At 65.1% G+C, this 25,599-nt stretch carries 24 protein-coding genes; 7 read left to right on the top strand and 17 right to left on the bottom strand.

Features of this window, described 5'->3' with window-relative positions:
• The 11 genes from CJ014_RS24840 to CJ014_RS24795 all read right to left on the bottom strand — a co-directional run.
• On the bottom strand, positions 1-2,254 hold a 2,254-nt coding region (locus CJ014_RS24840), incomplete at its 3' end, for a hypothetical protein (protein WP_100083197.1).
• A 212-nt stretch (positions 2,255-2,466) separates the two neighbouring features.
• A complete protein-coding gene (locus tag CJ014_RS27965; RefSeq protein WP_165790980.1) occupies positions 2,467-3,108 on the bottom strand; it encodes a hypothetical protein in 642 nt (213 codons plus the stop codon).
• Between the two features lie 81 nt (positions 3,109-3,189).
• Complete coding sequence (locus tag CJ014_RS24835) at positions 3,190-3,492, bottom strand: hypothetical protein (RefSeq protein ID WP_100083196.1); 303 nt, start codon at positions 3,490-3,492, stop codon at positions 3,190-3,192.
• Positions 3,485-4,183 (bottom strand): hypothetical protein, encoded by a 699-nt coding sequence (locus tag CJ014_RS24830; RefSeq protein WP_100083195.1) that lies wholly within the window; start codon positions 4,181-4,183, stop codon positions 3,485-3,487. Before CJ014_RS24830 ends, CJ014_RS24835 begins: the two co-directional genes overlap by 8 nt.
• Before the next feature lie 206 nt (positions 4,184-4,389).
• On the bottom strand, positions 4,390-4,764 hold the full coding sequence (locus CJ014_RS24825) for a hypothetical protein (protein ID WP_133121942.1): 375 nt from the start codon (positions 4,762-4,764) through the stop codon (positions 4,390-4,392).
• 5 nt (positions 4,765-4,769) lie between these two features.
• Positions 4,770-4,964 carry a hypothetical protein gene (locus CJ014_RS24820; protein WP_100083193.1) on the bottom strand — a complete coding sequence of 65 codons (195 nt, stop codon included), beginning with the start codon at positions 4,962-4,964 and terminating at the stop codon, positions 4,770-4,772.
• On the bottom strand, positions 4,961-5,260 hold the full coding sequence (locus CJ014_RS24815; RefSeq protein ID WP_100083192.1) for a hypothetical protein: 300 nt from the start codon (positions 5,258-5,260) through the stop codon (positions 4,961-4,963). Before CJ014_RS24815 ends, CJ014_RS24820 begins: the two co-directional genes overlap by 4 nt.
• Positions 5,257-5,454 carry a hypothetical protein gene (locus tag CJ014_RS24810; protein WP_100083191.1) on the bottom strand — a complete coding sequence of 66 codons (198 nt, stop codon included), beginning with the start codon at positions 5,452-5,454 and terminating at the stop codon, positions 5,257-5,259. Before CJ014_RS24810 ends, CJ014_RS24815 begins: the two co-directional genes overlap by 4 nt.
• Complete coding sequence (locus CJ014_RS24805; RefSeq protein WP_100083203.1) at positions 5,451-5,648, bottom strand: AlpA family phage regulatory protein; 198 nt, start codon at positions 5,646-5,648, stop codon at positions 5,451-5,453. Before CJ014_RS24805 ends, CJ014_RS24810 begins: the two co-directional genes overlap by 4 nt.
• Positions 5,649-5,722: 74 nt before the next feature.
• Positions 5,723-6,352, bottom strand: a complete 630-nt coding sequence (locus CJ014_RS24800; protein WP_100083190.1) for a hypothetical protein — start codon at positions 6,350-6,352, stop codon at positions 5,723-5,725.
• A complete protein-coding gene (locus CJ014_RS24795) occupies positions 6,349-7,632 on the bottom strand; it encodes a tyrosine-type recombinase/integrase (RefSeq protein WP_100083189.1) in 1,284 nt (427 codons plus the stop codon). Before CJ014_RS24795 ends, CJ014_RS24800 begins: the two co-directional genes overlap by 4 nt.
• 653 nt (positions 7,633-8,285) lie before the next feature.
• On the opposite strand from CJ014_RS24795, the gene CJ014_RS24790 reads away from it, so the two are divergent.
• From CJ014_RS24790 to CJ014_RS24770, 5 genes are all read left to right on the top strand, one after another.
• Positions 8,286-9,590 (top strand): MFS transporter, encoded by a 1,305-nt coding sequence (locus tag CJ014_RS24790; protein ID WP_100083188.1) that lies wholly within the window; start codon positions 8,286-8,288, stop codon positions 9,588-9,590.
• Between the two features lie 336 nt (positions 9,591-9,926).
• Positions 9,927-11,078, top strand: a complete 1,152-nt coding sequence (gene fucO, locus CJ014_RS24785) for a lactaldehyde reductase (RefSeq protein WP_100083187.1) — start codon at positions 9,927-9,929, stop codon at positions 11,076-11,078.
• A 152-nt stretch (positions 11,079-11,230) separates the two neighbouring features.
• Entirely contained in the window at positions 11,231-11,476 is a 246-nt protein-coding gene (locus tag CJ014_RS24780) for a DUF2249 domain-containing protein (protein WP_100083186.1), read from the top strand.
• Between the two features lie 4 nt (positions 11,477-11,480).
• A complete protein-coding gene (locus CJ014_RS24775; RefSeq protein ID WP_100083185.1) occupies positions 11,481-11,831 on the top strand; it encodes a metal-sulfur cluster assembly factor in 351 nt (116 codons plus the stop codon).
• A 60-nt stretch (positions 11,832-11,891) separates the two neighbouring features.
• Positions 11,892-12,962, top strand: coding sequence for a hypothetical protein (locus tag CJ014_RS24770; RefSeq protein WP_100083184.1), 1,071 nt, complete (start codon positions 11,892-11,894; stop codon positions 12,960-12,962).
• 13 nt (positions 12,963-12,975) lie between these two features.
• Here CJ014_RS24770 and CJ014_RS24765 read toward each other — a convergent pair whose 3' ends face one another.
• Entirely contained in the window at positions 12,976-14,184 is a 1,209-nt protein-coding gene (locus CJ014_RS24765) for a GGDEF domain-containing protein (RefSeq protein WP_133121941.1), read from the bottom strand.
• A gap of 125 nt (positions 14,185-14,309) precedes the next feature.
• Positions 14,310-17,945: a transcription-repair coupling factor gene (gene mfd, locus CJ014_RS24760; RefSeq protein ID WP_100083182.1), complete on the bottom strand. Its 3,636-nt coding sequence runs from the start codon at positions 17,943-17,945 to the stop codon at positions 14,310-14,312.
• A 357-nt stretch (positions 17,946-18,302) separates the two neighbouring features.
• Between mfd and CJ014_RS24755 the strand changes: the two genes are divergently transcribed.
• Positions 18,303-19,571: a GGDEF domain-containing protein gene (locus CJ014_RS24755; protein WP_100083181.1), complete on the top strand. Its 1,269-nt coding sequence runs from the start codon at positions 18,303-18,305 to the stop codon at positions 19,569-19,571.
• On the opposite strand, the gene CJ014_RS24750 is transcribed toward CJ014_RS24755, so the two are convergent.
• Complete coding sequence (locus CJ014_RS24750; protein WP_100083180.1) at positions 19,527-19,820, bottom strand: FAD assembly factor SdhE; 294 nt, start codon at positions 19,818-19,820, stop codon at positions 19,527-19,529. The genes CJ014_RS24755 and CJ014_RS24750 overlap by 45 nt on opposite strands.
• Before the next feature lie 157 nt (positions 19,821-19,977).
• On the opposite strand from CJ014_RS24750, the gene CJ014_RS24745 reads away from it, so the two are divergent.
• On the top strand, positions 19,978-21,387 hold the full coding sequence (locus CJ014_RS24745) for an MFS transporter (protein ID WP_100083179.1): 1,410 nt from the start codon (positions 19,978-19,980) through the stop codon (positions 21,385-21,387).
• A gap of 3 nt (positions 21,388-21,390) precedes the next feature.
• Here CJ014_RS24745 and cysN read toward each other — a convergent pair whose 3' ends face one another.
• The 3 genes from cysN to CJ014_RS24730 form a co-directional block, all read right to left on the bottom strand.
• The gene (gene cysN, locus CJ014_RS24740; RefSeq protein WP_100083178.1) at positions 21,391-23,319 is read right to left on the bottom strand and encodes a sulfate adenylyltransferase subunit CysN; all 1,929 of its coding nucleotides are present in this window, start codon (positions 23,317-23,319) and stop codon (positions 21,391-21,393) included.
• Positions 23,319-24,227 carry a sulfate adenylyltransferase subunit CysD gene (gene cysD / locus CJ014_RS24735; RefSeq protein WP_207765858.1) on the bottom strand — a complete coding sequence of 303 codons (909 nt, stop codon included), beginning with the start codon at positions 24,225-24,227 and terminating at the stop codon, positions 23,319-23,321. The genes cysN and cysD overlap by 1 nt, the downstream gene beginning before the upstream one ends.
• 255 nt (positions 24,228-24,482) lie before the next feature.
• The gene (locus CJ014_RS24730) at positions 24,483-25,508 is read right to left on the bottom strand and encodes a LacI family DNA-binding transcriptional regulator (RefSeq protein WP_100083177.1); all 1,026 of its coding nucleotides are present in this window, start codon (positions 25,506-25,508) and stop codon (positions 24,483-24,485) included.
• Positions 25,509-25,599 lie beyond the last annotated feature (91 nt).

Genomic DNA, 25,599 nt, shown 5'->3' with positions numbered 1-25,599 from the left:
TGCTGGTCAGGAAGCCGCCTGATGTCCCGCCACCGGTGAACTGGCCAAGATCCAGGGGGCCGCTGGATGCAGACTGAGCCACGCTCGCCGTGGAACTGCCACCAAGCCACGTCGCGTTGTTCGCCGGTTTGCCGATCAAGCCCACCGCTTCGCTGACGGTGCTATTCATGTTGCCCAGCGAGCCCGTCGTCTTCTCCAGCGCAGAGTTGAAGTTGGTCACATACTGGGAGCCGGAAGTCCCGAGCGCATCCACAGCGCTGGAACCAGTGGCCATGGGCCGGCCGGTGAACCAAACACTCGCCGCGTCGTTGGCGTTGCCGTAGCGGGCAAGCGAATTCCCGAACTGCTGATTGAACACGGCATCCTGAGCCCATGGCGAATTCAGGAACTGCTGCGGCGTCATCTGGTAGCCGACGGCGCTCTGCGTCCAAGGGCCGATGTTGTTGCCCATGACCTGATACTTGCCATAGGCGCGATCGCCGCTGGAGAGAACCTGACCAAGGGCGGAATAATTGCCGCTGCTCTCAATCGAGCCGATAGCCTCGCGATAGGCCGCCAGATTGGCAACGCTGCTCGCTGCCGCCGTCGACACGTTGTCGTTCGCCACCGAACCGGCGAGCGTCTTTGACACCGTCGCGGCAACGGACTCGGTGGTGGCGGTGGTCTGGTTGGCGACGCCAAGCGCCGATGCGATCTTAGGACCGATCCACTTGGCCGCCAGATCGACTAGCAGCATGATCACTTCGGAGAGCACGGACTGCCAATCCTTGGTCCGCGCCAAGGCAGAGCCGATCGACGAGGCAACGCGCTCGAATCCTTCCTGCGCCGACTTGGCGAAATCGTCCGTCTTCATCTTCGCCCGGTCGATCTCATCGGCGAGAATGGCCTGATCCGAGGCGAGCTTGATTATGGCCTGGCGCTGCTGCGGCGTGACCTCGCCGTTCTGTGACTGCACCTGATTGAGCAGTTCGAAGGCGCGGCGTAGCGCATCCGCTTCGACCGTCGTGAGCCGTAGTGCCTGGCGCTCCATTTCGAGCTGAGCAGACGCCTCGCGAGCCTTTTTCATCACCTCGTCATAGGCGGAGACATAGCCGAGGCTTTTGCGGGGATCGGGAACTGGAGTTGGCGGCGTGACGGCAACTGCGCTGGTCGATGGAACGAGGATCGGCTCAAGTGCTGCGCTGGCGGGCGTGCTCGTCGTGTTCCGGCGCTTTTCGAGCACACCGAGGATGCGAGACTCCTCCTCGGCAAGGGCTTTCATCTGGTCTTCCAGCGTCGAAATGATCGCGCTGTTATCCGCCCCCCACGCGCCGCCAATGCCTTCCCGGTCCTCCGCCTTCAAGGCGAGGATCTTGTTCTCGATATCGACCCGCTCAGCACCGATGCCGGCGAGGCGATCTTGAAGACGGTTCGTGCCCTGTTCGTCGACGCTTTTGAGGCTCTCAATCAGATCATCAACCGCGCTGACGGCTTCGACGATCGCGCCTTTCATGCCCATTCCGATGGTGGTGGTGATCGCTGTAAATTTCCGGTCGATCTCATCGGCCTTGGCAAGCACCTCGTCGGAGAGAACCGCGCCGACCGCATGCGCTTCGGCCACCGTACGCCGGAGGCCATCGGCGCCTTGGGAGATGAGCTGAACGAACCGTTCGCCGCCTTGGCCGCCGAACAACTCGTCGAAGATGCGGATCTGCGCCGCTTTGTCGAGCTGCTGGACGCGGCCGGTGATTTCTATCAGGAGCGCCGATGGGTCTTTGAGGCGTTCAGCCAAGTCGGACGCGGTGAAGCCAAGGCGCTGAAATGACTCGGCTGCCGAGCCGCCACCGGTCTTGATCCACTCATCGGCGCGGAGCGATAGCTCTTTCATGCCGTCGGCGAGCGCGTCGACCTCGATGCGGTTGACCTTGGCGACGTAGGCGAGTTCCTGAAACGCACGGTTTGACAGGCCTGACATCTTCGCCTTGTCGCCGACTTCAGCCAGCGAGCGCGCAAAGGCCTGAGCGGCGGCAGCGGCGCCGGCAAGGCCGGCTGTTACAGCGGGAACGCCAAACGCGGCGATCCGAGCCGCCGCCATGCTAGCCGATGCAGCGATACGGCCGAACGAAGCAGTCCACGCAACATCGGACGTGGTCGCCGCCCGCTTCATTTTCTGCTCGTACGCAGCGATCTTCATATCAACCGCGCCTAAGCCTGCGGCGAGACCACTAGCATCGGCGTTTAGTTCGAGGAACAGCCCTCCGACGCGTGCAGCCATGATGCGAAATCCTTCTTCGTGAGCGGCGCGCGGCGCCGCCTCAGTGGCCCTGCGGGCCGTTGAGCGGGTTCGCTCGACGTTCCGCGTCGAGATCCTTTCGGGACCGGATTTGTGATTTGATGATTGAAAGAGCCTATAGGCTCTCAAGTGCTTAGCTGGAAAGGCGTTTCAGCCTTGGAACACCGTGAGACAAGTGTGTCCACTCCCATATATTATATACTGAGCGCGGACATACTTGTCTCACGGTGTTCCGCAACAGTCGGTTCAGGCTTGCCAGCCCGATACCAAGACGCCCGTGACATGCCGAGTGCTTCCCATGGTTTTGCCCGGCTGATGCTTCCAGCCTCATAAATGGTCCGTTGCTTCTTGACCGTACCGGCCCGCTCCCGTCGTTTGCGCTCCCGGTCGCGCTGGCGTCGGTCTTCCGCGACGGCCGCAAGTCGTTCCGCCTTGGTCTCGTCGATCGCCATCATGGTGGTAATCGAGCAAGCCCAGCGCTCTTCCGCTGTTAGATGGAGCAGCTTTCCAGCGTTGGGGCCGGTCAGCGGCTGATATCGCCCGCCGACCCGCTCTAGAAACTCTTCCAGCCGGTGGCAGGAGCTAAGTGCGGTCCTCTCGCCGACGATGCCTACGATTCCGGATTGCTGCATCATAGGGAGGTCTGGCGCCATTCCTATCGCTACGAACAGGCTGTTGCACCAAACGTCGGACAAGCCCTGCAAATCGGGCCAAGGCAACCCAAACTCAGCACGGAAGGCTATCAGGCGCTCGATTTCTCCGCGGCGCCGTAGAGCACGCCCCCGGCGCGGCGACAAAACATGAGCACGTTTGACTTTCTGAACACCATGAGGCATATTCTGCACATCCTCGGTGATGTGGGGATGGGTTCATGTCTTCAGGCCGTTCCGGTTGGCGCCGGAGCGGCCTTTTTCTTATCAGTTTGCCGGCCGGGCCGGATCGGCTGTGTTGGCGGCGATGATGGTCGCTTCGTCGACAAACGCACGCCACGCAATATTGGTGAGCTTTGCTACGAACTTACGACCGGCGCCGTCGTCCATCGCGGGCGAACCGACGAGGACGCGAAGGAATCGTCGCAGGCTCTCCCGGTTCGTTTTCAGATGCTCGACGAGATAGACGGGACCGTGTTTCGCGGCGATAGACCGCGCGTGATGGCGCCCGGCTTCCTCGGCCTCGTGTTCGTGATACACAACGCCCGTGAAGGGGAGGTCATCATCCATGATGCATCTCCTCCATCAACTCAACGAACACGGAAAGGTCGATCGTCCGCGCTGTGCCGATCCGCGACGAAATCGGCACTGCACGCATGGATGCGACCACCGCCGATTTGATATCCGGATGGAGCCGTGCCGGCTCAACCTGATAGTGCGCCCTCAGCCCGATGAACGGCGCGACGGCCTCGGCAAGCGTTCCGCCGGCCTCGAGCACCTGCCGCGCTTCGTCGGTCACGGAAAGATTAATCGCTATCGCTGGCGTCGAGAAGCTCAGCACGATGTGGCGCAGCCAAGCCGCACCGGCATCGAACCGGTTGTGCATGGCGTCATCAGCGATGGCGCTGAGCAGATCAAGCGCACTATGGCCGACCGGCAGGGCCGCCATGGAGCGCCACCACATCGGCACGCCGGTAACCGTCGCCAGCCCGTCCGAACCGGCAGAAACCACCCACGGCGATACGCACCGCAAGCCGGCAGCCAAGGGCGCAAGGCGGCGGACGTCGGGCCGGCTGTCGCTGACGAGGCGACCAAGAACAAAGGCGCCAAACTCGCGGGCAGTAAGGGGGGATTGGTTCTTGCCCTTCGCCCGGATGCTCCGCAGACCGGCGCGGCCGATCTCGACCCACGCGACAGTCTGTGTGTGCTTGTCGCATGGCAGCACAGAGGCCGCGGCACGAATAAGATTCGCGGGCGTCATGGGCAATATCTCAGGATGAGAGCATGAAAAAAGCCGCGTGCGTCTGAACGCTGCGGCCCGTCGGTCACATTTATGACCATTAGTCATTTCATGCCTGACGTTTGAGTCTATGTCAAGCGCACGCCCATTTGAGCGTACAAATCTCCGCTCGCGAAGCATTACCATCGCGGTCATGGCGAATCATCCCTTATAATTTGTGACTGTCTTTAGTCTCTTGTCAGCTCACGCAGCAGCTTCGTCGCCTCGATTTGAAATCTTGAAGGCTCTTTCTTTTCGTTTCCAGAATATATGGCATGCGCCGCTTCGGCCGCTCGGAACACGGCCGCAGAAATAGCCGCCGTTGAGCCCCATCCGCGCTTGTGCATCTCGGAGAAACTGACGCCGTGAACCGCCCAGAGAACGAAATACTCAAAATCCTCTTCATGGCACTGGCGCTCAATGAACTCGACAGCCAGTATGGCCGCCGCGTCGTCCTCACGAGCTGCGCGCCAGTCCTCGCCGAAGCGCTGGCTGGCCAGAGCAAACTCCTCTGGCCAGCCATTGCGACGATGGATAGTACTGAACCGCCCGCGGAGCTTCACCGACGTCACCCCTTCCGGCCACCGAGAGCCAGGCGGGCGTCTTCAGCGGCGGACTTGGCGGCCCAAACCTGCCGCTCCAGCCGGTCAATCGCGCTTCGCGAATACCGACCGCTGGCGATGGCAGTGCGGAACCTCTCTTCCACGTCGGCGGCAATCGAGGCGAGGCGCATCGCCTCTGAGGTGCGGGGATCGATCTTCACGCCGTGCCTCCCTGATGCAACTTCGCAATCGCTGTCGTTCGAATAGACGTCCAAAAAGCAAGGCGGAAGTATTTTATCTCCTCGTCATCAGTGATTTCGGGGAACCATTCCATCAATCCATCACCGGCCGCAGCCGACAGATTCTCGACGAAAAGATCAGTCGTTGCCTCAAGATTGACTAAACCCGACTCCATCACGGTTTTGGCTATCAATTCTGCCGTTTTGTTCACGCATTTTTCAAGACCAAACGCGCGGACTACTTCAAACGAAACCGCGACGAGCGAATTATCGATCATGACGCCGCCCTCCCATCCAGAAGAGTGATGAGCAATTCAGCAGCTTCGATCAGATCACGAGGATCAGCCATAGATCCGTGCCGATCCGCAGCGAGTATCGCATTGCCCTCGTCATCGCTCGCGTCGTCCTTCAGCAAAAGCGCCAAGTGCAAGACTGCCTTGAGGTCGGCAAAGGTGAGAACCTTGTCGTTCATTGCACCACCCTCCCCGCCCGAGCGCGTTCCCAAGCTTGTACCTCTGAAGCGTAGAAGTACCTCCGGCGGCGCAAGACAACCGGGCGTGGGAAATCCATGTTGGCATCCTTGAGCCAGCGGTAGAGCGTCATGTCGACGATGCCATAGCGGCGGCACACGTCTTGAGCGCTGATCAATTCGCCTTCAGTTTGCATGAAAGTCACCTCATGTTTTCCTATGAGGTGATGCTGCCCAACAAATATGGACCTGAGAAAATGGGGAATATGTTTTACGTTCGGCCGAATATTTGCCCATTCGTCGCGCGGTACTTCCTGACGAAATCACTCGCCGCCTGAAGCGTCGGCGGATCAGCCGGACACGCCGGGGCCAATGCCGCAACCAAAAAGTTTTCAAGCCGGCCGGTCACGGCGCCCGTGATCGGATCAATCGACCGCGTAACTGGCAAGCCAAGATCATCGCGCCAGAATTCAATCAGCTGGCTCCAGATCATCCGCCGGGCGACCCGAACCGGGCGACCGCGTTTGCGCACGATCGCGGCATTCTTCGCCGCGACATCTGCAAGCTGCTCCAGCCCCTCAATGAGACGATCCGAGGCGCCTTCCTCGGCAGTTCTGATCTCCATAGCAATGCGCCAGAATTCTGGCTGTGCCTTAATCAGATCCAGTAGATAAGCGGACGCCGTTGCGACATCTCTATAATTTTTCTCCTCGGCTGATCGGTCGCGTTGCTCGTTGATTACCTCATATACCAGGACCGAGAAACACGCGGCCTGCATCCAAACGCGAACAGCCTCCACGTCGGGCGGCATTCGGTCCCCGATGATTGCGGCGATCACCGACCATTCATTGTCAGTATAGCCTTCACTCAGGCGACGGCTGAACGCGGCTTGGTCTGTCATGGTGAGGCCCGGAGCTCGACGACGTTCGACGTCTCCCCTTCCTTTGTGAGCGCCAGCACAAAGCGCCCCCAAGCCGCAAGCGCCGACCGCTTTTCTTCCTCGTATTCGAAACGGTTGTAAACGCTAGCGATGCCGGAAATCCGGCCGCTCTTGTGGTTGAGAACCGCCTCGATAACGTGGGGCGCGACACGAAGGCGAGCCATCCCGGTTGCTGCCGTTCGGCGAAGGTCGTGAATGCGCCATTCCGGCAACTTCACCTCCTCAGCATCGTCATCAGCGGTTTCCTTCCTCGCCCGGGCGAGCATGAGCGCGTCTAGGCGCGCCTTCACGCGGCTGAAGCCGCTGATCGGTGTCCGGCCGGTGGTCGTGAAGAGATAGCCGGCGGAACCTGCGATCCGGGGGACCACATCCAGGACAGCCTGCGTTTCCGAGCTGATCGGGACGAGGTTAGCGCGGGCGTTCTTCGTGCGATCGCCAGGGACCATCCACGCCGCGCCATCAACCTCGCTTGCCCTCATGCCGGCAACCTCATCCCGCCTCTGACCAGTGAGCAAAAGAACCCGAAAGAAGCCCCGAAACGGCTCCTCAAGCTCTTCACTCGCAAGCCAGAAAAGCCTGATCTCGGCATCCGATAGCACCCGATCGCGCGCTTGCTCGGCACCGGGAAGCTTCATCCCAGCGCATGGAGAGGCGTTCACGATGCCGCGACTGATCGCCCAGTTGAACAAGCGCCGCACGTGGGCAAAGGTGCGGTTGGCCGCGTATGGTTGCCCCTTGTCCACGAGGCCATCAGTCACTTCGATGACGTCGCGCCGCGTGATCGACTGGATCTTTCGGTCGCCCCACTTCGGCGTGACGTGGTTTTTAAAGATGGCTTCCACCAGATCGTGCGATCGATTCTTCGGCCTGATCTCGCGCTTCAGGAACTCGCCGACGACGGTAGCGAACTGGTCGCGGTCGACGACTGGCTCACCTGCCCTCACGGCGGCCCGCTGAGCGGCCTTCTCGCCAGCCGGGTCGCTTCCCTCAGAAGCCGCCCGAAGCGCCTCGGTGGCCTTCTGGCGCGCTTCGGCGAGCCCTAGCAGCGGATACGGACCCAGAGTGAGCTTGCGCGGCTTGCCGGCATGACGGTAGCGGGCGGCCCATGACATCGCGCCGGACGGTTGTCGGACAAGATAGAGGCCCTTCACGCCTGCGTCGGCGAACTCCTCGCGCGCGTCGGGCGGCTCTTTGCGTTCGAGCCCCAGAAGCCACTTCGCCGTCATCATAACAGAGGTCATGGGGTCGCCCTGTGGAGATCATGTGGTCGAGCGGGGTAACGCAGGGGTAACAGAATCGGTCTGTCTTAGGCCGTTACCCCGCGTTAGCAACACGCTCCAACATACTCCTATATGGCTACATTTTTCAATTGGTTATGTGTTGTTCGGTGATATGATCTGTTTGCCCATGAAATGGCCCTTGGCAAAACTTTTAATCATGGGGTCATGGGTTCGAGTCCCATCGCGCTCACCAATCTCTTCGGCAGGCTTCGGCGATCCAATAAAAAAGGAGGGACGCGCCCTCCTTAGAAGTCGTAAGTGTGACGGACAGTAATCCGTCGGCGCTCCCTGCGAAGCAGGAAGCAGCTCGAAGCGCATCCCTCGCTCCAGGCGCGCGGTACCGGGTGACGGCACCGGATGAACGGACACTTGACGGTGTCCTGTGACAAATCGCTCATGATCCCTTCTTGCCTCTGTCGTCGTTTATCTTGGGCGAGATTATAGCATACGACTTTAGTATTAGTCACCCTCGGGGCGATCACGAAGTCGCGTTCGCTTCCAGGCGGGTGAACGGCAATCACCGGTGCGGCAAAAGCTGAGAATCCGGCGCGGTTTTCTCGCTTGCGACTTTGGTCTAAGAAAGAGCGCATCAGTCTCCGACTCGAGGTGCCTTCATGCCGGTCGCCATTGACACTGCCCTCGACCATGCCGGCATCGGCCCGTTTCAGCGGCGGCTTCTCGGCATATTCGGCCTGGTCTGGGCGGCGGATGCCATGCAGGTACTGGCCGTCGGCTTCACGGCCCCGTCGATCGCCGCAAGCTTCGGTCTGACGGTGCCGGAAGCGCTGCAGACCGGCACCCTGTTCTTCTTCGGCATGATGATCGGTGCGGCGCTGTTCGGCCGGATCGCCGATCGCATCGGCCGCCGGCGGGTGCTGCTGGTCACCGTGGCGTGCGACGGCGTGTTCGGCCTCGCCTCGGTGTTCGCGCCGAACTTCGGGCTGCTGCTCGTCGCCCGCTTTTTCACCGGCGTCGCCGTCGGCGGCACGCTGCCGGTCGACTATGCCATGATGGCCGAGTTTCTGCCGTCGGACCGGCGCGGACGCTGGCTGGTCATGCTGGAAGCCTTCTGGGCGGTCGGCACGGTCGTCGTGGCGCTCGCCGCCTGGGCGGCGGCTTCTGCCGGGATTGCCGATGCCTGGCGCGTCATATTCCTGGTCACCGCCATTCCGGCGCTGATCGGCTTCTGGCTGCGCCTGATGGTGCCGGAGTCGCCGCTCTATCTGTTGCGCAAGGGCCAAGGCGACGAGGCGCGCGCCGTCATCGATCGCGTGCTGGTGGCCAACGGCAAGGCGCCGCTTTCCGAGCCGCTCGCGGCGGGCGCGGCGCCGCAGGCCGTCCGCCTGCTGTCGCCGGCATTGAGAAGCCGGACGCTGCTGATGCTGGCCGTCTGGTTCCTGGTATCGCTTAGTTACTATGGCATCTTCACCTGGATGCCGGCCCGCCTCGCCGGCGAGGGATTCGGCTTCGTGCGCGGCTATGGCTTCCTGGTCATCGTGGCGCTGGCCCAGCTTCCCGGCTACGCGCTGGCCGCCTGGGGCGTCGAGCGGATCGGCCGCAGGCCGACGCTGATCGGCTTCCTGCTGCTGTCGGCGGCCGGCTGCGCGCTGTTCGTTGTTGCCGGCAACGCGGCGCTGGTGGCGACGGCCATCCTGCTGATGAGCTTTGCCTTGCTCGGCACCTGGGGCGCGCTTTACGCCTACACGCCGGAACTCTATCCGACGGCGGCGCGGGCGAGCGGCATGGGCGCCGCCGGCGCCATGGCCCGGCTCGGCGGTCTTCTGGCGCCGTCGCTGCTGTCGCTGTTGATCGCCTGGAGCTTCGGGGCGGCGGTGGCGCTGTTCGCCGTGCTGCTGGTCCTCGCCGCGGCGGCGGCGTCGCGGATCGACGCGGAAACCCGCCGCCAGGCGCTCGACTGAAAAAGACCTGCCGGCCGGGACCTATTCGCAAGACTTTACAACGCAGGCCTGGCCGGGCTTCGTAGGCCTTCTGCTGACGGTCAGCTTTCCTGCAAAATTGTCAAAATCGATCATCTTCAGTCAAAAAATAGGGGTTCGTGCGAGGTTGTGAGCGACCTTGCGAGCCAATAATTTTCAATATGGTTCAGCCCTCGGGCGGCTTTTCGTGTCGGGAAACGATTTCCGCGATGATCGCGCGCACTCCGTGCGTCGGGTCCCGATCCCGGCAAGGTGCCCGGCCGCGTGCGCCGCGACCATCGACATGCCGGGAGAAACCGGCCTCAGGAGGAACAGAGCATGTCCCATCGCATGATTCTCAACGAGACGTCCTATTTCGGCGCCGGCGCCCGTGCCGAGCTGGTGGGCGAGGTGCAGCGCCGCGGCTACAAGAAGGCGCTGGTGGTGACCGACGCCGTGCTGGTCAAAGCCGGCACGGTCGCCAAGGTGACGAGCCTGCTCGACGCCGCCGGCCTGCCTTACGAGCTGTTCGACAAGGTGATGCCCAACCCGACCATCGGCGTCGTCAAGGACGGCGTCGCCGCCTTCGCCGCCGCCAAGGCCGACTATCTCGTGGCCATCGGCGGCGGCTCGCCGCAGGACACCGCCAAGGCGATCGGCATCATCACCAGCAATCCGGAATTTTCCGACGTGCGCAGCCTCGAGGGCGTCGCGCCGACCAAGAAGCCGTCGGTGCCGATCATCGCGCTGGCCACCACCGCCGGCACCGCCGCCGAGGTGACCATCAACTACGTGATCACCGACGAGGAGAAGCGCCGCAAGTTCGTCTGCGTCGACCCGCACGACATTCCGCTGGTCGCCATCATCGACAGCGAGTTGATGGCCACCATGCCGACGCCGCTCAAGGCGGCCACCGGCATGGACGCGCTGACCCACGCCATCGAGGGCTACATCACCAAGGGCGCCTGGGAGCTGACCGACGCGCTGCACATCAAGGCGATCGAGATCATCGGCCGCTCGCTGCGCGCCTCCTGCGCCGGCGATGCCAAGGGCGTCGAGGAGATGGCGCTCGGCCAGTATGTGGCCGGCATGGGCTTCTCCAACGTCGGCCTCGGCCTGGTGCACGGCATGGCCCACCCGCTCGGCGCCTTCTACAACACGCCGCACGGCGTCGCCAACGCGGTGCTGCTGCCGACGCTGATGGCCTACAACGCCGACTTCACCGGCGAGAAGTACCGGCACATCGCCGCGGCGCTGGGCGTTCCGGGCACCGAGGCCATGCCGATCGCCGAGGCGCGCAAGGCGGCGGTGACGGCCGTGCAGAAGCTCTCCACCGATGTCGGCATTCCCGCCAAGCTGTCGGAAGTCGGCGTCAAGGCCGAGGACATTCCGGCGCTCGCCCAGGCGGCGTTCGCCGACGTCTGCACCGGCGGCAACCCGCGCGACACCAACATTCCGGAAATCGAGACGCTCTACCGCTCGATCCTCTGAGGCGGCGGTTCTCCGCCTGGCGTTCGAGAATGAGACTGGCGGCGCCCTTCGGGGCGCCGCCGGCGTTTCCATTACCGGAGTTTGCGGCACAACAACGAGAGCGCGAAGCGGGACGGATAGGTTTCGCCTATCGAATAACGGAGAGCCCACCGATGCCCCTTGATACGACCGCCCCCCTGAGCGTACTCGATGTGCGCCGCCTGCCGTGCGAGCTGCGTCGCGCCACCATCATCGAGAGCTTCGACGCCCTGGAGCCCGGCCAGGCGCTGGAAATCGTCAACAGTTTCGACCCGGTGCCGCTGCGCCAGCATTTCGAGGAACGGACCCTGGTCGGCTTCGGCTGGGACTATCTCGAACAGGGGCCGGACATCTGGCGCATCCGGCTGACCCGGAGATGAGGCCATGAGACAGCAGATCCTTGCCGCCCTCGCCACCGTCGACGATCCCGAACTCGGCATCGACATCGTCTCGCTGGGCCTCGTCCGCCGCCTCGACATCGAGGACCGGACGGTCCATGTCGAGCTGATGATGACGACGCCGACCTGCCCGCTCGGCGGCCTGATCGGCGAGAACGCCCGCGCCGCGGTGGAGAGTGCCGCCGGAGCGGGGTGGACGGTGACCGTCGCCATCGACAAATCGGCCGTCTGGTCGCCGGAGCTCGCCGATCCCGCCGTCCGCTCGCGTTTCGAGCGGCAGCCGTCGCGCTTCGAGGCGGCCGTTTCGAAGTTCGCCGCCGGCCTGTTCGGACGCTGAGGACAGTCGCGTTCAGAATCCATTCGCCTGGCCGCCGTCTCCACCCTTCCGGATTGCACCATGAAGCTCACCCCGTTTCTCCGCATCGCCCTTGCCGTGACCGCGGCGGCATCGCTGGTGGCCGGCCTCACCGGCGGCCTCGCCCGCCTGGGCGTGGTCGCGCCGGTCGGCGACACGGCGGACATGCACGGGGCGATCATGGCCTCGGGCTTTTTCGGCACGCTGATCTCGCTCGAACGGGCGGTGGCGGATGGCCGCCTCGTAGCGCTTCTGGTGCCGGCGGTGTCGGCGGCGGGCGCCGTTCTCCTGCTTTGCGGCTATGCCGAGGCGACCGCGCCGCTGTTCCTCGTCGCCGGTCTCGGACTTACGGCGCTCACGGCTCTGGCCGCCTGGAAGCTGCCGACATTGTTCACCGGATTGATGACGATCGCCGCCGCGCTGTGGCCGCTCGGCACAATTTTCTGGATATCCGGCCAAAGCTTGCCGGAGGTCGGCTATGTCTGGCTCGGCTTCCTGATCCTGACCGTCGTCGCCGAACGGATCGAGCTATCGCGGCTGCTGAGGCCGACGTTGGCCGCCCGCGTCCTGCTGGTCGTTCTGGTCGGCCTTTTCGCTCTGGCGCTCGGGCTCGGGCAGCCATGGCAGGGCTCGGCGCTGTTGTCCCTGTCGCTCGCCGGCATCGCGCTGTGGCTGCTCAGGGAAGACATCGCGCTGCGCACCGTCCGCACGCGCGGGTTTGCCCGCTTCTCCGCCCTGCTGCTGATCTGCGGCTACGGCTGGCTGATCGTCGCCGCCGCAAGCCTCGCGCTGCTGCCGCCGGGCGAAACCGTCTACGGCCACGACGCGGCCATTCACGCCATCGCCGTCGGCTTCATCCTGTCGATGGTCTTCGCCCACGCGCCGATCATCCTGCCGGCCGTCACCGGAGCGCCGGTCCGCTACGTGGCCGTGCTTTATCTGCCGGCGGCGCTGTTGCAGGCGGCGATCGGTCTGCGCATCGCCTTCGACGCCATGGAGGCGACCGAGAAGCTGTACTTCCCGGCATGGCTGACCATCGCCGCCATCGCGATTTACGTCGCGTTGCTGCTCGGCACGATGGCGGTCCGGCCGAAAGCGACCGCCGCCGCCTGAAAACGGAAATGTTTCAGCCGGTCTTGAGCCAATCGTCCACCAACCGGTCGTGCAGCTTCGACGCGACGCGATAGGCGCGGCAGCGGTTGCGGCCGATGCGCTTGGCCTCGGCCAGCGCCGCGCCGGCGGCGGCCATCAGCGCCCCGATGTCGGGGCCGACATCGGCGACGGCCGCCACGCCGGCGCTGGTGGTGAGCGGAATACGCTCGCCGCCGTCGGTCATGAGCTTCAACTCCTCGGTCCGGCGGCAAAGATATTCGGCAATCGACAGGCCGACGTCGAGCCGGATCGACGGCATGAACAGCGCGAACTCCTCGTCGCCGACCCGCGCGACGATGTCGGGCGGCCGCACCTCGCGATGCAGCACCTGGGCGAAGGCTCGTAGCGCCCGGTCACCCTCCTCGCGGCCGAACCGGTCGTTGACGAAGTGGAAATGGTCGAGGTCGAATACCATCAGCACGCCGCGCCCGCCGCCGCCCTGCAGCAGCGCCTCGGCGGCGCGAAAGAAGGCCGCCCGGTTGGGCAGGCTGGTCAGCGCGTCGATATTGGCGGCCTTGCGATGAAAGTGAGCGTCGCGCTGGGCGATCAGCGTCAGCATGGCGACGACCAGGAACAGCGTGAACAGCAGCGCCTCGAACACGCCGGCAATGAACAGCGGCGACTGGTCGAAGGTGGCGCCTAAGCCGAGATCGGGCAGGAGCAGCAGCAACGGCACGCGGAACGCATAGAGCGTGCCGTGGGCGGCGAACAGCACGGCGGTCGGCAACCGAGCCGGCAGCGGCTCGATCCGGCGGCGTTGGACCAGTCTCCAGGCGATGGCCAGCGAATAAAGCGACATCACCAGCGCCGCCAGTGCCGCGTGCAAGGCCGGCTCGTCGCGCAGCAGGGGAATGGCGACGAACGGCAGCCAGGCGACCGCGCCGATCGCCGCCTTCCAAACAACCGGCCGGCAGCCCTCAAAAAGCCGGAAGCCGAGCCAGATCAGGCCATAGGCGAAAGCCAGCACGGCGTTGCCGAACAGCACCGACGTCCAGTCCGGCACCACGGGACGCAACATGTAGAAAGCGCAGGCGGCGGCGCCGAGCCACAACGAGGCGGCCCATACGCCCAAGGCGGGGTTGCGTCGCTCGGTCAGCCAGATAAAGCCGAAGGCCGTGCCGGCCGTCATCCCGCCGAGCACGCCCACCAGCAACAACGTTGAAACGTTGATCAATTCGCTCATGACGACCTCCACGCTTTCCAACCGCGGGGTCACCTCTCCTCAAGAATAGCTACTTCAATACTCGATTGTGTCAGAAACGTGTAGAATTCAGGGCACGAAGCCAAGAATTCCGGCCTTCGGCCGATTCAGCGCCGGCTTTTTCCCTTGAGCGACGTCAGCGACGGGTAGCGTCCCTTGGGCACCGGTGCCGGCGGCGGAGGCGGCGGCGTCGGCTTGAGCTTCAGTTTCTGCGGTTCGATGGGCGCGAGCGCCGTCGAGGCGCCGGATTTGGCGTCCTCGACCATACGGACCAGCTTCAGGAGCACCGCCGCCGTGCCCTTCAGGCGCTGTTCGGCCTCCGGCCAGTCGCGCGTCAGCACGATCTTCTGGTCCGGCCGGATCTTGGCGAGCGATCCCTGCTCGCCGATGTAACGGACCAGCGCGGCCGGGTTTTCGAACTTGCCGTCGCGGAAGGACAGGACGAGCCCCTTCGGCCCGGCGTCGATCTTCTCGATATTGGCCTTGCGGCACAGGCTCTTGATGGTGATGGTCTTCAGGAGATGCTCGACCTCCTCCGGCAGCGGGCCGAAGCGATCGATCATCTCGGCGCCGAAGGCGTCGATCGAGCCGCCGTCTTCGAGTTCGGCGAGACGCCGGTAGAGGCCGAGGCGCAGTTGCAGGTCCGGCACGTAGTGGTCGGGGATCATCACCGGCGTGCCCAGCGTGATCTGCGGCGACCACTGGTCCTCGGCGACCTCGTCGACGATGCCGGCCTTGAGCTGGGCGACCGCCTCTTCCAGCATCTGCTGATAGAGCTCGTAGCCGACCTCGCGGATATGGCCGGACTGCTCCTCGCCGAGGAGGTTGCCGGCGCCGCGCAGGTCGAGGTCGTGGCTCGCCAGCTGGAAGCCGGCGCCGAGCGTGTCGAGCGACTGCAACACCTTGAGCCGGCGCTCGGCCACCACGTTGATCCGGTTCTCCGGCGGTGTCGTGAAGATGGCGTAGGCGCGCGTCTTGGAACGGCCGACGCGGCCCTTGAGCTGGTAGAGCTGGGCGAGGCCGAACATGTCGGCACGGTAGATGATCAGCGTATTGGCTGTGGGTATGTCGAGGCCGGATTCGACGATGGTGGTCGACAGCAGCACGTCGTACTGGCCTTCGTAGAAGGCGTTCATGATGTCCTCGAGCTGCGTCGCCGCCATCTGGCCGTGGGCGACGGCCACCTTCACTTCCGGCACGTGCTTTTCCAGGAACTCCCGCTGGCTGGCGAGATCGGCGACGCGCGGGCAGACGTAGAACACCTGCCCTCCCCGGTATTTCTCCCTGAGGATCGCCTCGCGGACGATCAGCGGGTCGAAGGGGGTGACGAAGGTGCGGACGGCGAGGCGATCGACCGGCGGCGTGGCGATCAGCGACAGCTCGCGGACGCCGGTCAGCGCCAGTTGCAGCGTGCGCGGGATCGGCGTGGCGCTGAGCGTCAGCACGTGCACGTCGGACTTCAGCTCCTTCAGCCGCTCCTTGTGCTTGACGCCGAAGTGCTGCTCCTCGTCGATGATCAACAGGCCGAGGTCCTTGAACTCGATACCCTTGGCGAGCAGCGCGTGCGTGCCGACCACGACGTCGACGGTGCCGTCGGCTATGCCCGCCCTGGTGGCGGCGAGATCCTTCGACGGCACGAGGCGCGAGGCCTGGCGCACCTTGATCGGCAGGCCCTTGAAGCGCTCGTGGAAGGTGCGGAAATGCTGGCGCGACAGCAGCGTCGTCGGCACGACGACCGCCACCTGCTTGCCGCTCATGGCGGCGAGGAAGGCGGCGCGCAGCGCCACTTCCGTCTTGCCGAAGCCGACGTCGCCGCAGACCAGGCGGTCCATCGGCCGGCCGGAGGCGAGATCGCCGGCCACCGCCTCGATGGCGTTGAGCTGGTCCTCGGTCTCGTCATAGGGAAAGCGGGCGGCGAAATCGTCATAGAGGCCTTCGGGCGGCGACAGCACCGGCGCCGTCCTGAGCAGGCGGGCGGCGGCCGTCTTGATCAGCTCGTCGGCGATCTCGCGGATGCGCTTCTTCAGCCTCGCCTTGCGCGCCTGCCAGGCGCCGCCGCCCAGCTTGTCGAGCTGCGCCTCGGCATCGTCGGAGCCGTAGCGGCTCAGGAGCTCGATATTCTCGACCGGCAGGAACAGCTTGTCGCCGCCGGCGTAGACGATCTCCAGGCAGTCGTGCGGCGCGCCGGCCGCCTCGATGGTCTTCAGGCCGACGAAGCGGCCGATGCCGTGATCGACATGGACCACGAGGTCGCCTTCGGCGAGGCTGGTCGCCTCCTTGATGAAGTTCTCGGCCTTCTTGCGGCTCTTGGCGCCGCGCACCAGCCGGTCGCCCAGGACGTCCTGCTCGGCGATCACCACGAAACCGGGCACTTCGAAGCCGGTCTCGATGCCCAGGATGGCGAGCGGCAGCACGCCGGGCGGCGCCTTCAGCGCATGGTCGAGGTGAGGCGCGAGTTCGGTCGCCTGGCCGCCGTGGTCGCGGATCACCTGGGCGAGACGATCGCGCGAGCCTTCCGACCAGCAGGCGAGGATCACCTTGCGCTTTTCCGCGCCGAGCGACGCAATGTATTTGACCAGCGCGTCGAAGATATTGATATCGCCGGCCGCCCGCTCGGCGGCGAAGGAGCGGCCGGTCTTGCCGCCGAAATCGACCACTTTCACCGACGACTGTTCAGGCCGGTTGAACGGTGTCAGGCGGGCGACGGCGCGGCGGCCGAGGAGGCCCTGCAATTCGCTCTCGGCAAGGTAGAGCGTCGTCGGCGGCATCGGCTTGTAGGGCGCGCCGGAACCGCCGGTCTTCAACGCGTCGAGTCGGGCCTCGTAATGGTCGACGATGGTGGTGAGGCGCTCGTTCACCGCCTCGTCGACCAGCGGATCGGCCATGACCGGCGCATCGCCCGTGTAATCGAACAGCGTGCCGAGCTGCTCGTGGAACAGCGGCAGCCAATGCTCGATGCCGGCGTAGCGGCGCCCCTCGCTCACCGCCTCGTACATCGGATCGCCCGAGGTGGCGGCGCCGAAGGCGGCGACATAGCCCTGCCGGAAGCGCTTGATCGAGGCCGGCGTGATCTGCACCTCGCTCATCGGCACGAGGTCCAGGCGTTTCAGTTGCCCGGTCGAGCGCTGGCTCTCCGGGTCGAAGGTGCGGATCGATTCGAGCTGGTCGCCGAAGAAGTCGAGGCGGACCGGTGCGTCCGTGCCCGGCGCGTAGAGATCGAGGATGCCGCCGCGCACGGCATATTCGCCGGTATCGCGCACCGTCGACGAGCGGGAGAATCCAGCGTCCTCCAGCCAGGCCGTCAGCTTGCCCATGTCGGCGACGTTGCCGGGCGCCAGCGCCATCACCTGCCCGGACACCAGGGACGGCGGCACGACGCGCTGCACCAGCGCGTTGACGGTGGTGACGAGCACGAAGGGCCTGCTGTCGCCGGCGTGGGCGGCCAGCTCCGACAGCGTCGTCATGCGCCGGGCGACCACGGCCGGCGTCGGCGACACGCGATCGTAGGGAAGACAGTCCCAGCCGGGGAATTCCAGCACGCCGATCTCCGGCGCGAAGAAGGCGAGCGCCCGCTGGAGCTGTTGCAGCCGCTGGCCGTCGCGGGCGACGTAGACGGCGTCGAGCCCCCGGCGTTTTTCCGAACGCACCAGTTCGGCGAGCGCCAGCGCCTCGGCGCCGTCGGGAACGGCGGCGACCGTGACGGCGGAAAAATCGGACAGCAGGCTGGACCAGGGCGTGGGCATGGCGAATGGATATCTGCTCAGGGAGGAAACGTGACCTTCTAAAACATCCCGGGTGAAAAGGAAACCCCGCGCAAAAACAAAAAATCAAAAAATTCCAATGGCTTAGCAATTTTCCGGCAGGGCCGATCCGGGCGGCGGCCGAGTACGGCCACCCCGGCGGCGCCCTCGCGGAGGCTATGCGAAGCGGCGTGGCGACATGAAGGCTCGGCTGCCGTTCACGCATTCTTCAACAAGGATATTGTTTCTCGTATCCAATCAGTAATCTATTTAGCGATGATTCTATAAAAGGTTGTCGCGAGGCGCCCTCTTCTGCCGGCAGGCGATTTATCGTCGGGCGATACCGAAAAGGATCCCGTCGTGAGCGCGTTTCTGGATGTTCCGTCTCTGCTGATCGCAGCGGCCGTGACCGGCGCCTGCGTTTCGGCCAGCCATCTGCTGATCTGGCGGGCGGTGAGGAACGAGGTCTGCGTCCTTCTCTGGGGTATCGCCTACGGACTCGCCACGCTTTCCATGGTGATGGTCGGGCTGCGCGGCCACATTTCGGCGTTTCTGTCCATCATCGTCGGCAACGTTTTCCTGCTGCTGGCGGTCGGCCTGGTCTGGCTCGGCTATCGGCACTTCATAGGCAAGACCGGCCGGCATGACCTCCTGCTCGCCCTGCTCGGCGGGTTTTGCTGGCTGGTTTTCGCCAGCGATCGGCAACTCTTCGCCGACATCAACCTCAGGGTGCAGGTGGTCTCGGCCGGCCAGTTCATCTACCTCCTGGCCGTCGGCATCGATCTCGTCGAGCATTGGCGGAAGGAGCCTTTGCCCGCCCTGCTGCTGACGGTGGGGGTCATCGTCGTCCAGCAGGTCCTGCTGGTGGCCCGCATCGTCTATCTGATGGTCTCGCCGGTCGATCCGACCACCATCACTATTCCGGACGGCATGCCGATAGCGCTGACGCTGATCGGGTCGACCGGCTTCATCGTCTTCTTCGGGCTGCTGCAACTGGCCCTGGTCGGTCAGCGCTCGGAACGGCGGTTTCGCATCGCAGCGGAAACCGACGGGCTGACGGGGCTCGCCAACCGCCGCCGCCTTCTCGACGACATTCTGCCGCGGCTTGCCACGTCCCCCGGCCGCGGCGCGCTGGTGCTGTTCGACCTCGACCACTTCAAGCACATCAACGATACCCACGGCCATCTGATGGGTGACCGGGCGCTCGTTGAATTTGCCGGCATTCTCGCCAAGGCGGCGCCCCAGCGTGCCATCGCTGCGCGGATCGGTGGCGAAGAGTTCGCGCTGTTCCTGCCGGACGCCGACGCCGAGACGGCGGCGGCCGTTGCCGAGCGTATCCGCCAGTTGACGCAGGCCTTTCACTTGGCTACCGCCCGCGGCGACCTTCGCATCACGGTGAGCGGCGGGGTCGCCGGCGTCGCGGAGGCCGGTTCGGACTACGAGGCGCTGCACGGCGCGGCCGACACCGCGCTCTACAAGGCCAAGAGCGACGGCCGTGACCGTGTCGCCGTCCACCGCCAGTCCGCGCAGGCTTCCCAGCCGGCAGGGCGCGCGACGGCCGCTCCGCCGCTGTCCGAGGGCGGCTTATCCGGCGACTGGATGCTCGCGGGCGAAGGCGAGCACCTTTGAGAACACCGCCTTCGGGGCAGTCTCCGGCACCGGCAACCTGCCGAGAATCCAGCCGAACAATTCCCGGTCGTCGACCTCCAGCAACGCCTCGAACTCGTCGAGCTCGGCGTCCGTCAGCTCGCCGATGGCGCTGTCGGCGAAGCGGCCGAGCAGGAGATCCAGCTCGCGCGTGCCGCGGTGCCAGGCGTGGTAGAGAATTTTCCGGCGTCGCGGCGACAGGTCGTCGGACGATCGGCTGAGCCCGGACATCGGCAGTTCTCCCGAAAATCGGTGAGGGAATTCGGCTCCGTCTGTTAGCCGATTTTCCCGATGAAAGTAAACGATCGCCGGTTGTCCACCATATCGGCGACCGCCGAAGGCTGCTATAGGGAGCACCCTTTTCAAGCATTGCTTCGGCCTTTTCATCATGAGTTCCACTTCCTCCGGCCGCTGGTCCGAGCTCGTCTCGCCGTCCTATCTGGCGGCCTCCCTGACGCTGATGCTCGCCGCCGCGATCTTCGCCTTCAACGCCTTCCTGGTATCGACCGCGATGCCGACGGCGGTGGGCGAATTGCATGGCGAGGCCTACATCTCCTGGACGCTCACCGTCTATATCGTCGCCTCGATCACCGCCGGCGCCTCGGCGCCGCTCCTCAAGGCGCGCTTCGGCGCGCGGCGCTGTCTGTTCGCGGCGAGCGGCGTGTTCGCCGTCGGCACGCTCTTCGCCGCGCTGTCCCCCAATATGGAGCTGGTACTGGTCGGACGCACCGTTCAGGGCGCCGGCGAAGGGCTGGTTGCCGCCGTTGCCTTCGCGCTGATTCCGCAGCTCTTTCCGTCGCGGCTGGTCGCCAAGCTGTTCGGCGCCGAGGCGATCGTCTGGGCCATCGCCGCCTTCGGCGGACCGGTGCTGGCCGGCGTCATCACCGAAATGGTGAGCTGGCGCGCCGCCTTCCTGATCAACCTGCCGATCGTCGCCGTATTCCTGACGCTGGTCCACCTGGCGGTGCCGCAGGAAGCGCGCAACCACGACGCCGGCATCTTCCCCGGCCTGCGGCTCGGTCTCGTGGCGCTGGCCATGATGGCGATCTCGGTTGCCGGTGTCGCGCTCGAACAAACCTGGCAGGCGGCCATCGTGGTGGCGGGGGCGGCTCTCTGCCTCACCGCGGCCGTGCGCATCGACCTTTCCGCCCGCGTGTCGATCCTGCCGCGGAGCGCCTTCGGCCTTTCCAGCGTGCCGGGGCTCGGTCTCTGGGCGGTCTTCTTCCTGCCGCTCGCCCAAGCGGTGACCGGCGTGTTCCTAGTCTACGCCGTGCAGCATCTCTGGGGATACGGGCCGGCGGTGGCCGGCGGCATCGGCGCCATTCTGGCCGTCGCCTGGAGCGGCGGCGCGGTGACGGTCGCCAATTACGACGGCATGGCAAGACGGCTGGCATTCGTGGCGCTGGGCGCGTCGGTGGTGGTGGCCGGGCTCATTGTCGGCCTCGTCGCCATGGCCCAGCATCTGCTGGCATTGGTCATGCTCAGCCAGTTGGTGATCGGCCTCGGCATGGGTATCGCCTGGGGCAGCCTCTGCCAGGTGGTGATGGAAAGCCATCCCGAGCGCGAGCGCGACAAGGCGTCGGCGCTGCTGCCGACGCTGCAATCGGCCGGCTACGCGGCGGGCTCGGCAATCTTCGGTCTGGTCGCCAACCTGGCCGGCTTCGCGACCGACCGCTCGCCGGAAGGTCTGCGTTTCGCGATGATCGTCGTCTTCGCGGCCGCCGCGCTCCTGGCGCTGCCGCCGCTCATCTTCGCGCTCCGCATGGGCCGGCTCCATCGGGCCGGCCCGCACGGGTGAGCGTCAGATAGTCACGTCGGCGCCCGGTACGATGCCGATCTCCTGCAGGTGAGCGACGACCTGCTCGGCCAGCAGGTCGGCGGCCGCCGAGGTGGTGTCGAGATGTATCTCGGGGCGGTCCGGCGCCTCGTAGGGCGAGGAAATGCCGGTGAAGCGGGCAATCTCGCCGGCTCGCGCCTTGGCATAGAGGCCCTTGGGGTCGCGAGCCTCGGCAACGTCGAGCGGCGTGTCGACGAATACCTCGACGAACTCGCCCTCCTCCACCAGCTCGCGGGCCAGTTGCCGCTCCGCGCGGAACGGCGAGATGAACGACACCAGCACGATCAGGCCGGCGTCGACGAACAATTTGGCCGTCTCCGCGACGCGCCGGATGTTCTCGACGCGGTCGGCGTCGGAAAAGCCGAGGTCGCGGTTGAGGCCGTGGCGGACGTTGTCGCCGTCGAGGATATAGGCGTGGCGGCCGAGCGCCGTCAGCTTCTTCTCGACCAGGTTGGCGATGGTCGACTTGCCGGCGCCGGACAGGCCGGTGAACCAGACGACGGCCGGCTTCTGGCCCTTGGCGAGCGCCCGCGCCCGCTTGTCGACGTCGAGCGCCTGCCAATGGATGTTGCCCGCCCGGCGAAGGCCATGGTCGATCATGCCGGCGCCAACGGTGAGGTTGGAAAGCCGGTCGATGACGATGAAGGCGCCGGTCTCGCGGTTGACGGCGTAGGGGTCGAAGGCGACCGGCTCGGACAGCGACAGGTTGGCGATGCCGACCTCGTTGAGGGCGAGGCTCTTGGCCGGCAGCTCGCCGCCGGTATTGACGTCGATCTTGTGGCGGATCGCCGTCACCTGGGCGGTCACCTGGCGCGCGCCGATTTTGAGGAGATAGGGCCGGCCGGGCAGCAGCGGCTCGTCGGCCATCCAGATCAGATGGGCGACGAACTGGTCGGACACCTCCGGCCGGTCGGCGGCGGCCGACAGCACGTCGCCGCGCGAGATGTCGATCTCGTCGGCGAGCGTCAGCGTCACCGCCTCGCCGGCCGAGGCGGCGTCGAGCTCGCCGTCGAAGGTGACGATGGACTTCACCGTCGAGGTGCGGCCGGATTTCGCCACCACGATGGCGTCGCCGCGCCGCACGATGCCGGAGGCGATGGTGCCCGAGAAGCCGCGGAAATCGAGGTTGGGCCGGTTGACCCACTGCACCGGCAGGCGAAACGGCCTGTCGGCGGCGACGTCGTCGACGATCACGTCCTCGAGATGCTCGACCAGCGTCGGGCCGGCATACCAGGGCAGGCGGGCGCTCCTTTCGAGCACGTTGTCGCCGTAGCGGGCGCTGAGCGGAATGGCCGTCAGCGTCTCGAAGCCGAGATCGGCGGCAAAGGCGCGGTACTCGGCGACGATCTCGCCGAACACGGCTTCGGAGAAGTCGACCAGGTCGATCTTGTTGACCGCCAGCACCACGTGACGGATGCCGACCAGCGACACGATGAACGAGTGGCGGCGCGTCTGGGTCAGCACGCCGCGCCGCGCGTCGATCAGGATCACCGCCAGGTTGGAGGTGGAGGCGCCGGTCGCCATGTTGCGCGTATACTGTTCGTGGCCAGGGGTGTCGGCGACGATGAACTTGCGCTTGTCGGTCGAAAAGAAGCGGTAGGCGACGTCGATGGTAATGCCCTGCTCGCGTTCGGCCTCGAGGCCGTCGACGAGCAGCGCCAGATCGATGTCGTCGCCGACCGTGCCGTGCTTGCGCGAATCCTTCTCGAGGCTGAGCAACTGGTCCTCGAACAGCAGCTTGGAATCGTAAAGCAGGCGGCCGATCAGCGTCGACTTGCCATCGTCGACCGAACCGCAGGTAAGGAAGCGCAGGAGGCTCTTTCGCTCGTGCCGCCCGAGATAGTCGGTAAAGGTGGAAGCGTCGGTCGCAGCGGCCGGGTCGAGGACGGTCATCAGAAATAGCCTTCCCGCTTCTTCTTTTCCATGGAGGCGGCATCGTCGTGATCGATCAGGCGGCCCGAGCGCTCGGAGGTGCGGGCGATCAGCATCTCGCGGACGATTTCCGGCAGGGTCGCGGCGTCGCTCTCGACGGCGGCGGTCAGCGGGTAGCAGCCGAGCGTGCGGAAGCGGACGCGGCGCAGTTCCGGCGTCTCGCCCGGCTCGAGCGGCAGGCGATCGTCGTCGACCATGATCCATTGGCCGCCGCGGTTGACCACCGGCCGCTCGGCGGAGAAGTAGAGCGGCACGATGGGGATCTTCTCGAGCAGGATGTATTGCCAGATGTCGAGTTCGGTCCAGTTAGACAGCGGAAACACGCGAATGCTCTCGCCCGGCCGGACGCGGGAATTGTAGAGGCGCCACAGCTCCGGACGCTGGTTCTTGGGATCCCAGGCGTGGGTATCGGTGCGGAAGGAGAAGACGCGCTCCTTCGCCCTGCTCTTTTCCTCGTCGCGGCGGGCGCCGCCGAAGGCCGCGTCGAAGCCATGGGCGGTCAGCGCCTGCTTCAGCGCCTCGGTCTTCATGACGTTGGTATAGGTCGACGAGCCGTGGCTGAACGGCGTGATGCCGGCGGCTACGCCGTCCCGGTTGGTGTGGACGATCAGGTCGAGCCCTTCCCGCCGCACGGTCGCGTCGCGGAAGGCGATCATCTCGCGGAATTTCCAGGTGGTGTCGACGTGCAGCAGCGGGAACGGCAGCTTGCCCGGATAGAAGGCCTTGAGCGCCAGGCGCAGCATCACCGACGAGTCCTTGCCGATCGAATAGAGCATCACGGGATTGCGGAATTCGGCGGCGACTTCGCGGATGACGTGGATGGATTCCGCTTCGAGACGCTTCAAATGGGTCAGACGATCCTGGGACACCTGAACTCACCTCGTGCGCGACGGCCGTCGCGCTTTCTTCTGCCGGTCCCCTGACCGGAGATGCTGACGAAGCGGTACCAAGCTCCCCCCGCGCTCTCAAGAAAGCGCACACTCCGGCAAAAGGAGAAAAGAGAAAATCTTTCCGTCGGGAGCGTTTTGCTTTCGCGGAGCGGCGAATGCGGTTGATAATATCTATTATCTACTGATTTTGTATTCTAATTGCACCCCGTTACACCTTTCAAGGCGCATCTCGCCTCAGACCTTTTCCGGGGCAGCCGCCGTCGACCCGCGGACGATCAGTTGCACCGGCCAGACCTCGGCCACCGCGCCGGGTTTCTGCCCGGCGACGCGCGCCAGCGCCATCTCGGCGACGCGGGCGCCGGCGGCGCGGATCGAAGACCGGGTGGTCGTCAGCTGGGGATGGAACTGCTCGGCGGGAAAGGCGGGCATCTCGTCGTCGTGGGCGACGATCGAAAGGTCACGCGGCACTTCGAGGCCGAGTTCGGCGGCGGCCCGCAGCACGCCGAGCGCCACCAGGATGGAGCCGCACAGGATGGCCGTCGGCCGCGCGTCGCTCTCCAGGGCCTGGCGGGCGCAGCGATAGGCGTTTTCGGCCGTCATCGACATGAAATGCTCGTCGAGCAGATCGTTCGGCAAACCGGCGGCAGCGAAGGCGATGGCGGCGCCGCGAGAACGGTCCTGCGCGAACGTGAAGTGCTCCTCGCCGTTGATCAGCGTGATGCGGCGGTGGCCGAGCTGAATGAGGAAGCTGGTCGCCTGCTGGAAGGCGCCGAAATTGTCGATGTCGATATAGGAGATGCCGGCCGGCGCCGGTGGCCGGCCATGGACGACGAAGGGGAATTTCAGCTCGCTGAGCAGGGCGATGCGCGCGTCGGTGACCTGGGGCGCCGACAGGATGACCACATCGACCGTGCCGTCGCGGGCCAGGCGGCCGAAGCTGACGATCTCGTCGCGCGGCGTCGACGGACTGATCAGGATGTCGAAGCCCTCCTTGGCGCTGGTCTCGGCGACGCCGGCGAGATATTCGACGAAAAGCGGATCCATGAATGCGTTTCGCTCGGCATTGAACACGACGCCCAAAGCGTGGGCACGGCCGGTGGCGAGGCGACGGGCGGCCGGACTGGGGCGGTATCCGAAACGTTGCGCAGCGGCCAGCACGATTTCGCGCGTCTTTTCGCTGACCTCGGGATATCCGTTGAGCGCGCGGCTGACGGTCGTCTGCGAAAGATGCAGCTCGGCGGCCAATTCCTTAAGATTCATTATCATTTTCCGTCGTCATCGGAAGCCGCCTCGTTGTTCCCCCGCAAACCGGCAGCCGTCGCCGATGCGCGAGCCTTACCATTTGCAGCGA

Source organism: Pleomorphomonas carboxyditropha, from assembly GCF_002770725.1.
GTDB classification, from domain to species: Bacteria; Pseudomonadota; Alphaproteobacteria; order Rhizobiales; family Pleomorphomonadaceae; genus Pleomorphomonas; species Pleomorphomonas carboxyditropha.
This window is presented reverse-complemented; position numbering and strand designations above follow the sequence as displayed.